Below are 16247 nucleotides of genomic sequence, written 5' to 3'. Positions count from 1 at the left end.
ACGCTCCGCTGGTTCGTGATGGGTGCAACCCTCCGATCGGAATGGACGCGTGCAGGAGCGTCGATCAACGCGCATGTGCGTCCAACTCACGATGCCGCTTGTCTTCCTGGCCGATGGCGGCGTTTAGTTTTGGCATCACCTGCTCGGCCATCAGCTGCATCGATCGTTTGGCCAGCACAGGGTCCGCCCAGTCGTGCCCCGCATACAGCAGGGTACCGAAGTCACCCACATGCTCACGAAACGCCAGCAACTGCTCGACCACCGAGTCGACGGTGCCGGCAATCACCAGGCGCTGAGTCACGTACTCCGGTGTGATGGCCTCATTTGGCATGTCCGGGTCGGTCTTGAACAGGTTGCCCCTTCCACCAGCGCCCACCAGCTTGCGCACCAGTTGCTTGAAATAGAAATGGTAGGGCCCGTCGGACTGCAGCGCATAGCGGCGCGCCGTAGCTTCGTCATCGGCCACGAAGATGCTCTTGGCAATGCGCCATTCTTTGGGAGAAGCCACGGCACCCACGGCGGTGCGGCCTTCCACGTACTTGGGCCAATGGGTCTTGACCCACTCGGGCATGAGGAAGTTGGCTGAAATCGGCTGCCAACCCCGCATTGCCATCTCGGTCACGCCTTGCGAGAAAGGCGCCACTGCGGTTCCCACAATCAGAGGGTGCGGCTTCTGGAAGGGCTTCATCATGAAGCCTTGGCCGATCTCGGGAATCATGGTCTTCTCCACCGAAATGTTCCAGTATTTGCCCTCGATGTTGTAAGGCGGATTGGACTCCCAGATCTTGAGCACCGCGTTGATACCCTCGACGAACATCTCGGTGCGGTTCTTTCCCAGGTTGCCGAACACTTCGGCATCGGACATCAGGCCACCCGGGCTGATGCCCATGATGAAACGCCCCTGCAACAAGTGGTCCAGCATCGCGGCTTGAGCAGCAATTGCCGCCGGGTGGCTGTTCGGAACGTTGATCGTGCCGGTGCCCAGCATGATCTGACGGGTCTCGGCAATGAGGCTGGCCAGAAAGATCATGGAAGAGGTGACGGTCTCGGCTGCGTCGGTAACATGCTCGCCAACATAGGCCTCGGAGTAACCCAAGCGGTCGGCCAGGATGATGGCTTCGCGGTCTTCCTGCAGCGTATGGGTCACGTTGCGACCCGGGGGGTGCAACGGCATCATGAACATGCCGAGTTTCATTGTCGGTTCCTTGTCTTCGGGTGAATGGTGGATTGGTTGAAGGGCTGGGAAAGCTTCAGCAAGCGGCCCTGGCCGCCACGGCCGAAGCCGAAACCGGCGACGCGGGTGCGGCGGGCGGGGAAATCACTGTCGCTTCGATGTACTTGCCGTTGCAGAAAAGCAGTGGGGCCATGTCCTGGTAGGTGTATTTCTCGACGCGTCCGAGAAATAGCACGTGATCGCCGACCACATGGTTGTTGATCACCACGCACTCGATCGAAGCCGTGCATCCTTCAAGCACCGGCAAACCCGCCACACCATCGGAATACGCCACACCGGCAAACTTGTCGGCCGAGGGGCGGGAGAAGCGGCTGGACAGCTCTATCTGGTCCAGTGCCAACACATTGACGACAAAACGCCCGGCGCTCTTGTAGTGCTCCAGGTTCGGCGATTTGCTTGCCAAGCTCCACAGCACGATCGGGGGCTCAAGCGACACTGTGTTGAAGGAGTTCGCCGTCACCCCCAGACGCGTGCCGTCGAAGGTGCGCGTAGTGATGACCGTCACACCCGTGCCAAAGCGCCCGAAAGCACGGCGCAGATCTAGCGGGTCGATCTCCGAATCCACGTCCGCATGTTGCATGGGCCCATCCTTGTTGTCTGTATGAGCCACAAAACACACGGCCCTTGCGATAGACTTTAGTGATCAAACGATCACCAGAAAATTGGTGTTTTCCCTAGTGCACTTGGCGGTGCGCGGGTTCTGTGGCAAGGTGGTCAGCGGGGCGCCAGGAAATCCAGCACCGCGCGGGAGAAACCGTCGGGGTTTTCCAAATGAACGATATGCGGTCCGGACAGTTCCACGAACTGCAGCCGGGCGTTTGAGGCGGCATAGCCCTGCATGAGATCCCTTGGCACAGCAAGGTCTGATAGGCCCGCCAACAACAAGGTGGGGATCTTCAGATCGAGCAGGCGGTGCGCTTGGTGCATGTCCGCCAAAGCCCGCGCGCAAGCTGCAAAACCCTCGGGCGATGTGGCCGCCAAGCTCCGGCGTACGGCGGCGACCTGCGTCGGCTGCAACGCCTTAAACGCGGGTGTCAGCCACCGCTCTAGCGTGGGCTCCACCACGGGCGCCATGCCGTGCTGCTCCACAGTGGCTGCGCGCTGCAGCCACATCTGCGTTGCGGCGGTGTCCATCTCCAGCCTGGCGTTGGCAATCACCAGAGACTGCACTGTTTCGGGATGCCGGTGCGCCAGTGCAAGTCCAACGCAGCCCCCTAGCGACAAGCCCACGAAATGGCTGCGTTCGATGCCGAGTTGCTGCCACAGGCGGTGGACGTCGGCCGCCAGGTCGTCCACACTGCATACTGACCCTTGGCTGGGCGCATGGCCGTGGCCGCGGATGTCGTAGCTCAGGACGCGGTATTGGCGCGCCAGTACCGCGACCTGCGCAGCCCAGGTGGTTCGGTCGGAGCCGACCGGATGACTGAGGGTGAGCCAAGGCCCGGTCTGCAGCCCCTCAATTGAATAGGTGGATTCAGCCATAGTGGAGGTATATTCCAGTTATTAAGTGATCATTGGATCACCTATTTTCAGGCTGATCCATGGTGGCAAACCCCATCCCGATAATCCCCATCACCCCATCCATAAGGCCCCTCTTGCGCACCAAGCCGGATCCATCTGCCCCTGCCCAGATCAAGACGTCTGACGCTCTGCCTGCGCCCGCACGTCGGCGGCTGTCAGGCAAGGAGCGTGAACGAACTATCGTCGAAGAGGCAGTCAAGTTCTTTGCCGAGGTGGGTTTTGACGGTGACACGCGCGAGCTGGCGCGCCGCCTCAACGTCACACAACCCCTTCTCTTCAAGTACTTTCCCAACAAGGCGTCGTTGGTTGAGCGGGTGTACCAGGAGGTGTATGTCGGTCGATGGAACTCCTACTGGGAAGAAATCATTGCCGACCGCCGGATCCCCTTGCAGGAACGCCTGACCCGGCTGTATTGCGACTACGCCAAGACCGCGCTGACCTGGGACTGGGTCCGCCTGTTCATGTTCTCCGGTCTGCGGGGTGAAGCCATCAACCAGCGCTACTTGAGTTTCCTGCGCAGCCGCATTTTGGAGCCGGTGGCCATCGAGATGCGCGCAGAGCTGGGCCTGCCAGGACCTGACGTGGTGCCCCTGGACCTCCAGGAAATCGAACTGGTCTGGGGCATCAATGCCCGGGTGTTTTATTACGGTCAACGGCGCTGGATATTCAATGTGCCGCTGGAGTCCAGCGTCGAAGAACTGGTTCAGCTGACCATCGAGCACTTCATCGCCGGCGCACGCGCCGTGGTGCCACGCATCATCCAGGCCCACGCCGGCGCCAAACCCAGCCCCCCAGGTTGAGGCGGCGAAGTCACCCACGCCACGCTGTTCAGACGCCTCCATCGCGCACCCTGGCAAACGCCTGCACCAGCGTTGCGCCTTGCAGTCCCTGCGCCAACAGCAAGCGCAGCAGCAAGCAGGCCTTGGGCCCCGAGAGCTCGCCGGACGGCACCGCGCCCTTGCCGATCAGGTCGAGCTCGGATCCAGCGAAGCCATAGGTCGATGTGAACACCGGACCCGCAGCCACACGCGTGGCCAGAATGACCGGCATGGACTGCGACAGTTCTGCCACCCGGTCCGCCATCAGGGACGGCAGGTGCCCCGCACCAAGCGCTTCGATCACGACTCCGCGGTAGCCCAGCCCGGGCAAGGCCTGCAGCAGCCTGCCGTCGTCGCCCAGCACCACGGTCAACAGGGCCACCGGACTGTCGCCCGCGCTAACGGGCACTGCAATGAGAATCCGGCCAGGCACACGCGCATACAGGCGCACGCGCCCCTCGATGACACGGGCCAGCGGCGCAAAACCGGGTGAAGCAAAAGCTGAGGCCAATGCGGTGTGCATTTTTTGCACATGGCGTGCGGCATGGACTTCGTCGTTGAGCACCACCAGGGCACCCAACCCAACAATGTCCGGCGCCACCGCAACCGTCACGGCCGACATCAGATTGGCCGGCCCATCGGCACCCGGTGCCGCCGCACCGCGCATGGCGCCGGTCACCACGACGGGGCGGTCCGACGCCACCAGCAGGTCCAGCACAAAGGCGGTTTCTTCGATCGTGTCGGTTCCCTGAACCACAACCGCGCCGGCAAACCCCTGCGCCAGCTGTTCGTTGAGTAAGTGGGCCAAGCCCAGCAGATCCTCCAGGGTGAGCGAGGCGCCAGGCTTTTGAGCGAACGACACCACCTCCAGATCGGCTATGTGCGCGAGTTGGGGCACGGCGCGGACAAGGTCCGCACCGGTCAGAGTAGGGGCCATGCCGGGGCCCGCGCCCTGGGTCATGGTGATGGTGCCGCCCGTAGAAATGAAAAGAACGCGTGGACGTGTCATGAGCATCAATTGTTTACAAAAATGTGGCGGAGCGGCCCACGGGTCAGCAACCGCTAGGCGGCCGGGTGCTGCTGTGCCTTGAATACATCCATGATTTCACCGCCGGTCATCATGACGACGCCTTCGTGTTGCAGGATGTGGTCGTACAGAGCCTCGAGATAACGGATACGGTGCGGCACCCCCGTTAGATAGGGGTGGATGGAAATTGCCATCACGCGCGCAATGCTGGCGCCCTCTTTGTAGAGTTGATCAAACTGGTCGCGCCCACGGCGAAACAACTCGTCCGAGGCATGTTGCTGTACCGCCGAAATGACCACGTCGTTGATCTCGACCGAATACGGCACCGAAACGATGGGACCTGACCGGGTCTGGATGGCGACAGGCTGGTCATCCAGAACCCAGTCGGCCACGTACTCGATGCCGGCGGCCGCCAACAAGTCGATAGTGGTTTCGGTCTCGGTCAAGCCCGGGCTCTCCCAACCACGTGGCGCTTGCCCAGTGAACGCGCGGATAGCCTCCATGGTCAGCCGGATCGCCTCAGCCTGGTCTTCCACTCGGTGCATCGGCTTCTGCACATGGCCATGCCCCATGAACTCCCACCCCGCGTCCAGGGCCGCTTGGCATGCAGCTCTGTACTCGTGGCATGCCGTCCCATTGACTGCGAAGGTGGCTCTAAGTTTGCGGCTGTTCAACACCTCCAGAAAACGCCAGAAGCCCACGCGCATGCCGTATTCGTGCCAGCACCAGTTCGGCAGATCGGGCAAAAGTGGTTGCCCCATGGGCGGGGACAACACCGCGCGCGGCATGGCCGACTCGGGAAGCCAGTTCTCCACATTGACGATCGTCCATACCGCCACGCGGGCGTTACCAGGGAGCGTGAAAGGCCGGCGCCCAACGATCGGTTCGTACGGTACCCGGTCCCTGGCTGTCAGGTGTTCGGTCTGCTGGATCATGACAAATTCCTTGCTTGTTGGGTGTTGAGCCCGTCGCACGAGACGGGCATGATGGTGAACTATTTGGACGGTTTCTATTGTTTCGTCCCGCACTTCAGCTTTAAGCAAGTCTTTCCGAAGGGCAGATGACTGTCAATCAGATGCCTCGTCATTCCACTATATGGACTACTTATGCCCACCACAGCCCCGCACGGCGGACAGACCATCACCCGGGCCATTCGAGCCTTGAAAATACTGGCCAGCCAGAGTTACGAAGGCGTTCGTCTGGTAGATCTGGCCACAGAGATGCAGCTGGCGCGCCCCACCGCACACCGACTGCTCAAGTCCTTGATGTCGGAGGGCATGTTGGTGCAGGACCCCCACAGCCGCCGCTACACCCTGGGCCCCTTGGTATTCGAGCTCGGCCTGGCCTCGGCACACCAGTTCAATCTGCATGAACTCTGCGCGCCGATCCTGGAGCAACTGGCTGAGCAGACGGGGGACACGGCGTTCCTGTTCGTGCGCAGCGGCAACGATGCGGTGTGTCTCAGCCGCGTTCAGGGCAAGTACCCCATTCAAGCGCCGTCCGTTCCAGTGGGCAGTCGACAGCCTTTGGGCGTCAGCGCCGGCGGGCTGGCCTTGCTGAGCAGTCTGTCAGCGCTCGAGGTGGACACCATCGTGCGTGCGATTGATCCGAGGTTGAGCGTGTACGGGGATCTCGACGCAGCGGAAGTTCACAGACTCTGCGCTCAGACCCGACGCACCGGCCATGCCTGGATTTCCAACCGGGCCGTGCCCGGCGTGAGTGCTGTGGGACTGGCCGTCAAAAGCCGCAACGGCACACCGGTTGCCGCCGTCGCTGTGTCGGCCACGCTCGCGCGCATGACCGAAAAACGCGTACGTGAAATCCTTCCCTTGCTTCAGCACGCGGCGCGGGAAATCACCAACATATTTCGTGCTTAGCATTCCGAAAACTGCAGTTCAACTTAAGCGCCGGCGGAGTTCGGCGACTGCGCTGTCGACGATAGTAAGCACAGGGAGTCCAGTGGCTGCCTGAGCTGCAACAGCGCTTCTTGGCAAGCCGAACTGAGCTAACAAACCGTTGCCTGCAGCTCAAAGACTGGAGAAAAATTCCAAGGAGGGGGTGACGGGGGTGGAAACTAGAAAAAACAGGACTTCCAGAAGTCCAAAGCCGCCGGAACTACCGGGAGCCGCGAAGCGTCGATGGTTCTGGTTCAAACACGCGCGGCTGAGTGGGCGCTCGCAGGGAAAATCAGGCGATGGTAGGTGTGGGGAGTAAAGGAAAAAACAGTTTCCTGACTCGGGGAATCGTTCCTGATTCTTTTTTAAAACCAGTGCGTGGCTGGTCTCGCGCTCTTTCCGCTTCACTTCCTTCGCCAACCCCTGACCTCCTGGGAAGCAGTCCCTGTGCGCGCCTGTGCGGCGCAAAGCGCTCGGCGATCCCCGCCCCCGCATCTCCTTCCTCCTTGGGGATTCCTGCCAGGTCAGTGATTCTTTCCTGCTCGGCTCAGGGCGCCAGGAGATTCAGCGTCTTGAGCGCTTTTTTCACGATTTCCTTGACATGCCGCTCGGCATCGGGGTGCCGTCCTGCCAGGCCGGGCGAAGTGCGCAGCGGCGCTGCCACCTCGCCATGCGAAAGATGAGCCTTCAGCATGTTTTTGGCCACCTCGAGATCAACCTGATCCGGACTTGCGCCAGCGAATGGGGCCGCGTAAAGCCGGTAGGCCCGCGCATCCGGCTCACTGGCCACCCTTGCCGCACGCCGTGCGCTCGTCTGCACGGCCTGTTGCGCTGCTTCCTCCTTAGCCTCGTTGGCTTTTTTCTCATCAGCCTTGAAGCGCGCTGATTGCAGATGTGCCAGCGTCCTTCGGCAAAGTGCGCCCGGGGCTTCGAGAATGACCGTGAGTGCCCCCTTTTTTTTCGGTCTGTGGCGGGTGAACCCTGCCATGTGCAGGGCCTGCCCGGCCTCGGCGCCCGCCGGCGATGTAGTTGTCGCCTTGCGGGGTCAATTCTGCGTGGAATTCAACGCACGCTGGGCTCACGCCGCGTCGGCTCTGGTACTGATTGCTTCCGACAGGCACTTCGTCAGCCCCAGAACAGGGAAGACAGAGGAATCTCACACCCACTCATTCGACGCGGGGTGCGCCTGGGGGTATCTGGCGCTCCAGGTCACTTCAGACGGTTGGGCTTGCCACGCAATGGCGGGTTTTGACCACGACAAGGCGCGCGCAGCGACCGGGTTGTCAGAAGCGTGCGAGCTCCATGCGTTGATCGCCATCGGGCGTCAGGGCGGCGATGTTGCAAGCCTGCCGGACGATCTGAAGTCGCGAGAAACGCCGTCTTCTCGCAACCCGCTTGCTGTCACGGCCCAAGCGGGCCGATTTGGAGGCTGACGCTGAAGCGGCTGCGGGTCTCTCACCTTAGCGCAGGTAGAGTGCGGTCATTGACAGGTTTCAGAACATCGAGGCATTCGGTGCGTGTGGCCCATCCACTCCTCCAGAAACGAGGGTTTGCTGCTATGAAAATAGAATCAAGCCCTTTTTTCTTCGTGCCGCCCCTGCATGGCGCCGCGTCGGCGTAGTCAGCCTGCCGACACTGGCCCACAATGCGACTATGCGCAAACATCTTTCCGAATCCACCGGCCCGCAGCGCTTGATTTACGGTCTGGTCGCCGGCGTATGTGTCGCGTTGCTACCCGTCCCGACAGACTGGCCGTTTCGCGCCTTGCTCGGCTGGTGCGTGGGCGCGGCGGTGTATCTGGTGCTGGCCTGGTGGCTGGCCGAGGTTTTTGACTCCAAAGGCACGCGCGAGCGTGCCCAGGCTCAGGACGAGCCCAGTGTGGTGATTTTTGGGGTGATGGTGCTGGCGGTGCTGGCTAGTGTGGCCAGCATCACGTTGATGCTGCAGCAGGTCAAGGAAATGGGTGGCACCGAGCGGTTGTTGCACATGGCGCTGGCGATGCTGGCACTGGCGCTGTCGTGGCTGTTCATCCACACTATTTACGCGTTCCACTATGCGCACCGTTATTACCATGAAGAAAAGCGCAAGGAGCCTGATGGACCGGGGCTGGTGTTTCCGAACCAGCCTGACCCCGACTACTTCGACTTTCTGTACTACTCCTTCGTAATCGGCATGACTTCGCAGGTGTCGGACGTGCAGGTCAGCTCACGCGAGATGCGCCGGCTGACGCTGGGCCATGGCATCTTGTCATTTACCTTCAATGTGCTGATCGTGGCGTTGACCATCAACGTCGTTGCCGGTTCGGTCTAACAGGCGCGCCCTGATGGTCAACTCTCGTTGATCTGCTTTTTGAGCGCCATTTTCTCCGCGCGGCGCAAGGCGGCGGCGGATCTCTGATGTGAACCCGCCTTGCGCTGCAGGGCCGGCGCCACCAGCGGATTGCGCGGCTTTGGCGCTGTCAGCTTGAGCTTCATTTTGCGGGCGGAAGTCATCGCCCGAGCTTAAGCAAACCGGTGGACAACGCGGTGCCGCAGATGATCACCACCGCGCACAGCAGCATCCACAGCGTCACCACCTCGCCCAGAAAGACCGCGCCGTAGAACACCGCGAACACCGGCACCACAAAGGTCACGGCCAGTGCGCGCGCCGGGCCGGCGGTTTCTATCAGCCGAAAGTAGAGGACGTAGGCGATGCCGGTGCACAACACGCCGACGGCCGCGACCGCCAGCCACGCGCCGCCGCCCGGCGTTTGCGCAGGCCACAGCCAGACGGCCGGCAGGACCAGGCCCACGGTCGCGCCGATCTGGCTGCCGGCGGCAGTCACCAGCGGCGGCAGGCCGGTGAGGTGACGCTTGGCATAACTGGCCGACAGCGCATAACAGACACAGGCAAACAGGCAGGCCAACACGGCCCAGCCCGGCGCCACGCCGGATGCGTCGGGCTTGAAGGTCGCCTTGTCCCAGGCCAGCATCGCCACGCCAGCAAAACCGATCAACAGGCCCAGCACGCGCGAGCCGGTGGGCCTGTCCTTCAGCCAGAACCAGGCGACGATGGCACCGAACATCGGAACTGTGGCGTTGAGAATGGCCGATAGCCCGGTGGTGATGGACAGCAGCGCAAACGCAAAACATGCAAACGGAATGCCCGAATTGAACAGGCCGACCAGGAACACGCGGCGCCAGTTTTTCAACAACACGCCACCCAGCCCGCGCAGCAGCACCAGCGGCAACAAAAAGGCCGCGGCAATGCCAACGCGCACGGCGGCGGTCGGCAGCGGGCCGAAGTCCACCACGGCGATGCGCGTGAACAGGAAGGACGAGCCCCAGATGGCTGCCAGCAACATGAAATCGTTGAGCCAGCGTTTGTTTTTCAGTTCAGAAGGTCCAGCCGTCACATGGCGCCCTCAAAGCGCACGCCCTCCAGCTTGAGCAGCGCGCTTTTGCGCTCCAGCCCACCGGCGTACCCAGTGAGGGAGCCGTTGGCGCCCATGACGCGGTGGCAGGGCACGATAATGCTGACCGGGTTGCGGCCAACGGCCGCGCCCACGGCACGCACTGCGGCCGGCTTGCCGATGCGGGCGCTAACCTCGCTGTAGCTGGCTGTGCCGCCCTGGGGAATTTTCAGCAGCGCCTGCCAGACCGATTGTTGAAAAGCCGTGCCGTAGGCCAAGTCCAGCGGCACATCAAATTCGATGCGCTGGCCGGCGAAGTATTCGCTGAGTTGCCGGATGACTTCTTTCAGCACCGGGTGTTCAGGGTCGCTGGGCCAGACAGCCGGACCCACCAGCTCCGCAGGCAAATGCCGCTGGCCGTCGAACCACAGCCCGGCCAGGCCTTCGGCAGTGGCTGCAATGATGATGCTGCCCAGCGGGCTCTCATAGCGGGTCTGGACGATGGGGTTGGAGAATTTCATGGTGCGCTCCCTGGAGTGTCTCTCATTGAAAAGTGTCGGGTTTTCGGTCGTGCAGGCTACTGTCAAGATTTTTGGACTCCAGCCCTTTCCGGAAGGGCGCTGGCAGCTATCAATTCAGTAGCGTTTGGCGAGGCAGTTGCAGCCTCCATCGCGCCGCTCCAGGCGCGTATCACCGCGTAGCTGCGCCAGGGTTTCCAGGCCAGCGAGGCCTGCTCGGCTTCTTTGGCCGGATTCTTCAGTTCCTGCACACCCAGCGCCTTGTGCAGCGCCACGTCACCGGCCGGAAAGGCGTCGGGCCAGCGCAGCGCGCGCATGGCGATGTATTGCGCTGTCCAGTCGCCGATGCCGGGCAATTCTTTCAATGCGGCAATGGTGGCGTTGACATCGGCGCCGCCGTGCAACTGCACGCGCTTTTCTGCGACGGCTTTGGCGATACCGACAATCGCCGTCTGACGCTGTCGCACAATGCCCAGTTGCCCCAGCGCATCGCCGCTGGCCTGCGCCAGCACGGCGGCTGAGGGGAAGAGGCGCGTCAGGCCCGGCCACGGTGTTTCAATCGGCTCGCCAAGTTTGTCGACCATGCGTTGCGCCAGCGTGCGCGCCGCCGCCACCGTGATCTGCTGGCCCAGCACGGCGCGCACCGCCAGCTCGTAGCCGTCCAACGCGCCCGGAACACGCAGGCCGTCGCCACCCGGAAAGCTGTCGTGCAGCACGCTGTTGATGGCCTGCGGATCGGCGTCCAGGTCCAGCATGGCGCGCACCCGGCGTATCACCAGCGGCAACACCTCGCGCAGCGAGTCGCTGATGCGCAGCGCCACATGGCTGCGGCTTTCGTCAAAGCTGGCCAGCAGCCAGCCGGCGTGAACCTTGCCGCCGGTTTCCACACGAAAAGTGCGTCCAACCCTTGTTCCGCCTGAATCATCAGCTACAAATTCAATAGCGTTTATCTGTCGTTTTTTGAAAAAACCGACCATCGCCGCCACGTCGTAAGGCGGCCGGTAGCCGAGTTTGACGGTGATACCTTGGTCCGTCGGCGTGTTGCCCTGGCGACGCAACTGCGTCGGGTTCAGGCCGTAGTGCCCAACAAAGGCGGCGTTGAAGCGGCGCACGCTCGCATAACCGCTGATCAGCGCCACCTGCGTGATCGGCAGCGCGGTATCTGCCAGCAACTGCTTGGCCGTCAGCAGCCGGCGCGTTTGCAGATACTGCATCGGCGAGACGCCGAACTGGGTCTCGAAAATGCGCCGGACATGGCGGTCGCTGACGCCGAGTTTTGCCGCCAGGCCTGCCACCGTCGGTTCGGATGTCACGGGCGTGCGCCGCGAAGTAGTTCTCTCATTACCAGCCGGGGCCGCGGAACCGGCTTTGCCGGGCCGCAGGCGCAGCGCCCCCTCGGGGGGCAGCGAGGACACGCCAGTGCCGAGCGTGGGGGCTATATTTGTCCACGCCTCGGGCTCATCAAGCAGGCGGGCTGCCTGATGCGCCAGGATGTAGCTGGCATCCTGAATCGACCAGACCACCGAATGCGGTGCCAGCTCGGGTCGGCAGCGCAAGCAGGGCCGAAAGCCGGCGTTTTCTGCCTGCGCTGCATGGCCGAAGAAGCGGCAGTTTTCGCGCTTGGGTGTTTTCACGCTGCAGACCGGCCGGCAGTAGATGCCGGTGGAAGTCACACCGGTGAAAAAGCTGCCGTCAAAACGTGCGTCCCGCGTCTTCAGCGCGAGGTAACAGGCGTCGTCGGCGAGGAGTGCGTTGTCCGTGGTCATGGCTGAATCATACGTCGCAGGCCGGTACAGACTAGCCGTTTTCGGACATCTTCCCCGCCCACCCCGCGCCTACAATCAGTGCGCTACAGCAACCCCAGGAAAGCGCCGACCCATGCAGCTGAACCCCTCGATTTTCAAGGCTTACGACATCCGCGGTGTCGTGCCTTCCACCATCAACGAAGCTGTGGCCGAAGCACTGGGCCGCGCTTTCGGCGTCAGTGCGCTGCTGCAGGGCGAGGCGATAGTAGCTGTGGGCCGCGATGGCCGTGTCAGCGGACCGGCGCTCAGCGCGGCCCTGATCCGCGGCCTGGTCGCTAGCGGCGTCGATGTGGTCGATGTCGGCATGGTCACCACGCCCATGCTTTATTTCGCGGCCTGCACGCTCGCGAACTCCGGCATCCAGATCACCGGCAGCCACAACCCCAAGAACTACAACGGCTTCAAGATGGTGTTGGCCGGCCGCGCCATTTACGGCGACGAGATCCAGGGCCTGCGCCAGCGCATGGAAGCCGATGATTCCGATAGTGCGGTCCCACAGGCTCGCACCGGGAAGATCACCCACATTAATGTGCTGGCGCCGTATCGTGACCGCATCGTTTCCGACATCAAGCTGGCGCGGCCCATGAAGATCGTGATCGACTCCGGCAACGGCATTGCCGGCGCTTCTGCGCCCGGCATCTTCCGCGCGCTAGGCTGCGAAGTGACCGAGTTGTTCAGCGAAGTCGATGGCGATTTTCCCAACCATCACCCGGACCCGAGCAAGCCCGAGAACCTGAAAGACCTGATCACTGCGCTGCAGGCCGGTGACGCTGAGTTGGGCCTGGCCTTTGACGGCGACGGCGACCGCCTGGGTATCGTCACGCGTGATGGCCAGAACATCTACCCGGACCGCCAGATGATGCTGTTTGCGCGCGATGTGCTTTCGCGCGCTCCGGGCGGCACCATCGTGTACGACGTGAAATGTTCGCAACGCCTGGCGCCCGAAATTGCAGCGGCCGGCGGCGTGCCCCTGATGTACAAGACCGGTCATTCGCTGATCAAGGCGAAGATGAAGGAAGTCAACTCCCCGCTGGGCGGCGAGATGAGCGGCCACATCTTTTTCAAGGAGCGCTGGTTCGGATTCGACGACGGGACCTATGCCGGCGCGCGCCTGCTGGAAATCCTGAGCAAGGTGACCGACGTAGGCGCACTGCTCAACGGCCTGCCGACCAGCTTCAGCACGCCCGAACTCAACGTGGCCTGCAAGGAAGGTGAGCCGCACACGGTGGTAGAGCAACTCATCAAGATCGCAGCTTTTGCGGCACCGGCAAAGATCAGCACGATTGATGGCGTGCGTGTGGACTGGCCGGACGGCTTCGGCCTGATCCGCGCGTCCAACACCACGCCGGTGCTGGTGCTGCGGTTTGAAGGGCACACCGAGGTCGCGCTCAAACGCATCGAGGTCGACATGCTCAAGCTGCTGCGCAGCGTCAAGCCGGACGCGAATTTTACAGCTCCGGCCCATTGAGCCCGGTCGCTGTCATCCCGGGCTCGACCCGGGATCCATGTGTCGAACTCGCGGCTGCGCGACGATGGATTGCGGGTCAAGCCCGCAATGACAAAGCGTGAAGGTGTTGATTGTCAAACTCTCTTCGCTGGGCGACGTGGTGCACACGCTGCCTGTGGTGCAGGACATCCTGGCCGCGCATCCCGGTGCGCAGATCGACTGGGTGGTGGAAAAGGCCTTTGCGCCGCTGCTGACCCCGCTGCTGTGTGCGGGCCTGCAGCGCGTCATCAGCTGCGAGCTGCGGCGCTGGCGCAAGGCACCCTTCAGCGCGGCCACGCGCAGCGCGTGGCGCGCCTTCCGGCGCGAGCTGCAAAACCAGCACTATGACGCGGTGATTGACCTGCAGGGGCTGACCAAGTCAGCGCTAATTGCCTGGCTGACGAGGCTGACGCCCAGCGGCAGGCGTTACGCCATGGCCAACCAGACCGAAGGCTCGGGCTACGAAGCGCCGACACGCTGGGTGGCCGATGTGGCGATTGCCATGGCGCCGCACAGCCACGCCGTAGTGCGCGGGCGCGAGCTGGCTGCGCGTGCGTTGGGCTACACCCCGGCGGTGCGCCCGGATTATGGATTAAATCGGTCTCCAGCCCATGCCGAACGTGAACATTTTGCTCCTGAATCCATAGCGTTTGTACATGGAAGCTCACGCGCCGACAAGCTCTGGCCGCTGGACCACTGGGTGGCGTTGGGCCAGCAACTCAATGCCCAGGGTTACCTGATCGTGCTGCCGCATGGCAGCGACGACGAGCTGGCAAGCAGCCAGGCGATTGCTGAGGGCTTGAACACCAGCGAAGAAAAAGCGCTCGTCAATGCAGTCGTGTTACCGCGGCTTGCGCTGGACCAGCTCACGCAGCAGCTTGCGCAATGTGCCGGCGTCATCGGCGTGGACAGTGGGCTCAGCCACATCGCCGTGGCGCTCGACTTGCCGCATGTGCAGATCTACAACTTCGACACCGCTTGGCGCACCGGGCCGCTGCCGGATTCCACCGGTGAAAAGGGCGCTCGCCAGCTCAGTGTGTTCGCGCAGCCTTCGCCTTCCGTCAGCCAGGTGTGGACTGCCTGGCTGACCTGTCAGCCAGCGCCTGCACATGGCCTTGGGGAGACGACGTGATGGAGCGCTTCATCCGCAAGCTTTATTCGCTGCTGATGTGGGCCGCCCAGCCTTTTCTGCGGCGCAAGCTGTCGCGCCGGGGCCATGCCGAGGCCGGTTACCTGGAAGCGGTAGACGAGCGATTCGGCTTTTACACGCAGCCCGCCGAATCTGCTTCGGAACTGGTCTGGGTGCACGCGGTATCACTCGGCGAAACGCGCACCGCGGGCATATTGATTAACGCGCTGCGCGGCCAGTGGCCGGGTCTGCGCGTGTTGCTGACCCATGGCACGGCCACTGGCCGCGCCGAGGGCGTCGGGTTGCTGCGGGCCGGCGACGTGCAGGTCTGGCAGCCTTGGGACAGTGAAGCCGCCGTCGCGCGTTTTTTCATGCACTTCAAACCACGCCTGGGCTTGCTGCTGGAAACCGAAGTCTGGCCCAACACCGTGGCCTGCGCGCGGGCGCGCGGCGTGCCGATGGCGCTGGTCAATGCGCGCCTGTCTGACAAATCGCTGCATCAGGCCGCGCGCATCGCGCCGTTGTCGCGGCCGGCTTATGCAGGCCTGGCGGCGGTCTACGCCCAGAGCGACAGCGATGCTGCGCGCCTGCGTGAGTTGGGCGCGACGGTGCAGGGCGTGTTCGGCAACCTCAAGTTCGACGCCACGCCAGACGAGGCGCAACAGGCGCAGGGCCGGCAGTGGCGCCAGGCGCTGGGCCAGCCGGTGCTGATGCTGGCCAGCTCGCGCGAAGGCGAGGAAGACGATTTTCTCAAGCAAATAGTGGCCCTGGCCCTTTCCACACGGTCGCAAGCAGCTATCAATACCGTAGCAGGCGCGCACGTTCAGGTACTCATCGTGCCGCGCCACCCGCAGCGTTTTGACGAGGTGCAGGCGCTGGTTGAAAAACACGGGCTCTCTGTCTCGCGCCGCTCGGCCTGGGCCGGTGAGCCGCAGGCCGCCGACGTCTGGCTCGGCGACTCGCTGGGCGAGATGGCGCTGTATTACGCGATGAGCGATGTCGCTTTGCTGGGCGGCAGTTTTGCACCACTGGGTGGGCAGAACCTGATCGAGGCCGCTGCCTGCGGCTGCCCCGTGATCATGGGCCCGCACACCTTCAACTTCGCCGAGGTGTCCGAACTGGCGGAAGCGGCCGGCGCGGCGCGCCGCGCGGTGGATATGGACGAGGCAGTACGCAGCGCCCGCGCCATGCTGGCCCGGCCGACAACGCAGCAAGTGGCCGCAGCGGCCAGCCTCACGTTTGCAGCGCGGCACCGCGGCGCGGCGGCCAACACGGTGCAGGCACTGGCGCATTTTCTCGGCCGGTAGTCCGTTGAAGCCTGGTTCAATGATGGCGCCTATTCCACTACCGTTCGCCCTGAGCTTGTCGAAGGGCTTCGACAAGGCCTGTCCTGAGCCTGACGAAGGGCTGCCGGTTCTGGAAG

General features: G+C 63.0%; 16 protein-coding genes and 1 pseudogene. 6 read left to right on the top strand and 11 right to left on the bottom strand.

Annotated features, from left to right (window positions below; all coding sequences use genetic code 11):
- Positions 1-64: 64 nt before the first annotated feature.
- The 3 genes from IEX16_RS09340 to IEX16_RS09330 all read right to left on the bottom strand — a co-directional run bounded on the left by IEX16_RS09340 (position 65) and on the right by IEX16_RS09330 (position 2716).
- Positions 65-1195, bottom strand: a complete 1131-nt coding sequence (locus IEX16_RS09340; protein WP_188708099.1) for an LLM class flavin-dependent oxidoreductase — start codon at positions 1193-1195, stop codon at positions 65-67.
- 55 nt (positions 1196-1250) lie between these two features.
- A complete protein-coding gene (locus IEX16_RS09335) occupies positions 1251-1814 on the bottom strand; it encodes a flavin reductase family protein (RefSeq protein WP_188708097.1) in 564 nt (187 codons plus the stop codon).
- A gap of 134 nt (positions 1815-1948) precedes the next feature.
- Positions 1949-2716 carry an alpha/beta fold hydrolase gene (locus IEX16_RS09330; RefSeq protein ID WP_188708095.1) on the bottom strand — a complete coding sequence of 256 codons (768 nt, stop codon included), beginning with the start codon at positions 2714-2716 and terminating at the stop codon, positions 1949-1951.
- Between the two features lie 113 nt (positions 2717-2829).
- Between IEX16_RS09330 and IEX16_RS09325 the strand changes: the two genes are divergently transcribed.
- On the top strand, positions 2830-3555 hold the full coding sequence (locus IEX16_RS09325) for a TetR/AcrR family transcriptional regulator (protein WP_229676269.1): 726 nt from the start codon (positions 2830-2832) through the stop codon (positions 3553-3555).
- Positions 3556-3583: 28 nt separating this feature from the next.
- Here the strand turns inward: IEX16_RS09325 and IEX16_RS09320 are convergent, their stop codons facing one another.
- Complete coding sequence (locus IEX16_RS09320) at positions 3584-4582, bottom strand: asparaginase (protein WP_188708092.1); 999 nt, start codon at positions 4580-4582, stop codon at positions 3584-3586.
- Between the two features lie 53 nt (positions 4583-4635).
- Entirely contained in the window at positions 4636-5574 is a 939-nt protein-coding gene (locus tag IEX16_RS09315; protein WP_229676268.1) for a polysaccharide deacetylase family protein, read from the bottom strand.
- A gap of 132 nt (positions 5575-5706) precedes the next feature.
- Between IEX16_RS09315 and IEX16_RS09310 the strand changes: the two genes are divergently transcribed.
- Positions 5707-6477 (top strand): IclR family transcriptional regulator, encoded by a 771-nt coding sequence (locus IEX16_RS09310; protein WP_188708090.1) that lies wholly within the window; start codon positions 5707-5709, stop codon positions 6475-6477.
- Positions 6478-6495: 18 nt separating this feature from the next.
- On the opposite strand, the pseudogene IEX16_RS19970 reads toward IEX16_RS09310, so the two are convergent.
- Together IEX16_RS19970 and IEX16_RS09305 are read right to left on the bottom strand one after the other, a co-directional pair.
- Positions 6496-6609, bottom strand: a pseudogene (locus tag IEX16_RS19970) (arylsulfatase); the annotation flags it as partial.
- 433 nt (positions 6610-7042) lie between these two features.
- Entirely contained in the window at positions 7043-7483 is a 441-nt protein-coding gene (locus IEX16_RS09305) for a hypothetical protein (protein WP_188708088.1), read from the bottom strand.
- A 665-nt stretch (positions 7484-8148) separates the two neighbouring features.
- On the opposite strand from IEX16_RS09305, the gene IEX16_RS09300 reads away from it, so the two are divergent.
- On the top strand, positions 8149-8805 hold the full coding sequence (locus IEX16_RS09300; protein WP_188708087.1) for a DUF1345 domain-containing protein: 657 nt from the start codon (positions 8149-8151) through the stop codon (positions 8803-8805).
- Positions 8806-8822: 17 nt separating this feature from the next.
- Here the strand turns inward: IEX16_RS09300 and IEX16_RS09295 are convergent, their stop codons facing one another.
- The 4 genes from IEX16_RS09295 to IEX16_RS09280 form a co-directional block, all read right to left on the bottom strand.
- On the bottom strand, positions 8823-8987 hold the full coding sequence (locus tag IEX16_RS09295) for a hypothetical protein (protein ID WP_188708085.1): 165 nt from the start codon (positions 8985-8987) through the stop codon (positions 8823-8825).
- The gene (locus IEX16_RS09290) at positions 8984-9838 is read right to left on the bottom strand and encodes a DMT family transporter (RefSeq protein WP_188708219.1); all 855 of its coding nucleotides are present in this window, start codon (positions 9836-9838) and stop codon (positions 8984-8986) included. The genes IEX16_RS09295 and IEX16_RS09290 overlap by 4 nt, the downstream gene beginning before the upstream one ends.
- A gap of 47 nt (positions 9839-9885) precedes the next feature.
- Positions 9886-10407, bottom strand: a complete 522-nt coding sequence (locus tag IEX16_RS09285) for a methylated-DNA--[protein]-cysteine S-methyltransferase (RefSeq protein ID WP_188708083.1) — start codon at positions 10405-10407, stop codon at positions 9886-9888.
- A gap of 62 nt (positions 10408-10469) precedes the next feature.
- On the bottom strand, positions 10470-12170 hold the full coding sequence (locus tag IEX16_RS09280) for a DNA-3-methyladenine glycosylase 2 family protein (RefSeq protein ID WP_229676267.1): 1701 nt from the start codon (positions 12168-12170) through the stop codon (positions 10470-10472).
- A 112-nt stretch (positions 12171-12282) separates the two neighbouring features.
- Between IEX16_RS09280 and IEX16_RS09270 the strand changes: the two genes are divergently transcribed.
- From IEX16_RS09270 to IEX16_RS09260, 3 genes are all read left to right on the top strand, one after another.
- On the top strand, positions 12283-13677 hold the full coding sequence (locus tag IEX16_RS09270; protein WP_188708081.1) for a phosphomannomutase/phosphoglucomutase: 1395 nt from the start codon (positions 12283-12285) through the stop codon (positions 13675-13677).
- Between the two features lie 97 nt (positions 13678-13774).
- Positions 13775-14827, top strand: a complete 1053-nt coding sequence (gene waaC, locus IEX16_RS09265; RefSeq protein WP_188708079.1) for a lipopolysaccharide heptosyltransferase I — start codon at positions 13775-13777, stop codon at positions 14825-14827.
- Entirely contained in the window at positions 14827-16131 is a 1305-nt protein-coding gene (locus IEX16_RS09260; protein ID WP_188708217.1) for a 3-deoxy-D-manno-octulosonic acid transferase, read from the top strand. The genes waaC and IEX16_RS09260 overlap by 1 nt, the downstream gene beginning before the upstream one ends.
- Positions 16132-16247: the final 116 nt, after the last annotated feature.

This window comes from Polaromonas eurypsychrophila (assembly GCF_014641715.1).
Taxonomy (GTDB): Bacteria; Pseudomonadota; Gammaproteobacteria; order Burkholderiales; family Burkholderiaceae_C; genus Polaromonas; species Polaromonas eurypsychrophila.
This window is presented reverse-complemented; position numbering and strand designations above follow the sequence as displayed.

Excerpts from the sequence above, each read along its gene's own strand:
- IEX16_RS09280 (WP_229676267.1), bottom strand. The coding sequence starts at position 12,170 with ATGACCACGGACAACGCACTCCTCGCCGACGACGCCTGTTACCTCGCG.
- IEX16_RS09295 (WP_188708085.1), bottom strand. The coding sequence starts at position 8,987 with ATGACTTCCGCCCGCAAAATGAAGCTCAAGCTGACAGCGCCAAAGCCG.
- IEX16_RS09335 (WP_188708097.1), bottom strand. The coding sequence starts at position 1,814 with ATGCAACATGCGGACGTGGATTCGGAGATCGACCCGCTAGATCTGCGC.
- IEX16_RS09290 (WP_188708219.1), bottom strand. The coding sequence starts at position 9,838 with ATGTTGCTGGCAGCCATCTGGGGCTCGTCCTTCCTGTTCACGCGCATC.
- IEX16_RS09330 (WP_188708095.1), bottom strand. The coding sequence starts at position 2,716 with ATGGCTGAATCCACCTATTCAATTGAGGGGCTGCAGACCGGGCCTTGG.
- IEX16_RS09260 (WP_188708217.1), top strand. The coding sequence starts at position 14,827 with ATGGAGCGCTTCATCCGCAAGCTTTATTCGCTGCTGATGTGGGCCGCC.
- IEX16_RS09285 (WP_188708083.1), bottom strand. The coding sequence starts at position 10,407 with ATGAAATTCTCCAACCCCATCGTCCAGACCCGCTATGAGAGCCCGCTG.
- IEX16_RS09300 (WP_188708087.1), top strand. The coding sequence starts at position 8,149 with ATGCGCAAACATCTTTCCGAATCCACCGGCCCGCAGCGCTTGATTTAC.
- IEX16_RS09320 (WP_188708092.1), bottom strand. The coding sequence starts at position 4,582 with ATGACACGTCCACGCGTTCTTTTCATTTCTACGGGCGGCACCATCACC.
- IEX16_RS09340 (WP_188708099.1), bottom strand. The coding sequence starts at position 1,195 with ATGAAACTCGGCATGTTCATGATGCCGTTGCACCCCCCGGGTCGCAAC.
- IEX16_RS09305 (WP_188708088.1), bottom strand. The coding sequence starts at position 7,483 with ATGGCAGGGTTCACCCGCCACAGACCGAAAAAAAAGGGGGCACTCACG.
- IEX16_RS09310 (WP_188708090.1), top strand. The coding sequence starts at position 5,707 with ATGCCCACCACAGCCCCGCACGGCGGACAGACCATCACCCGGGCCATT.
- IEX16_RS09270 (WP_188708081.1), top strand. The coding sequence starts at position 12,283 with ATGCAGCTGAACCCCTCGATTTTCAAGGCTTACGACATCCGCGGTGTC.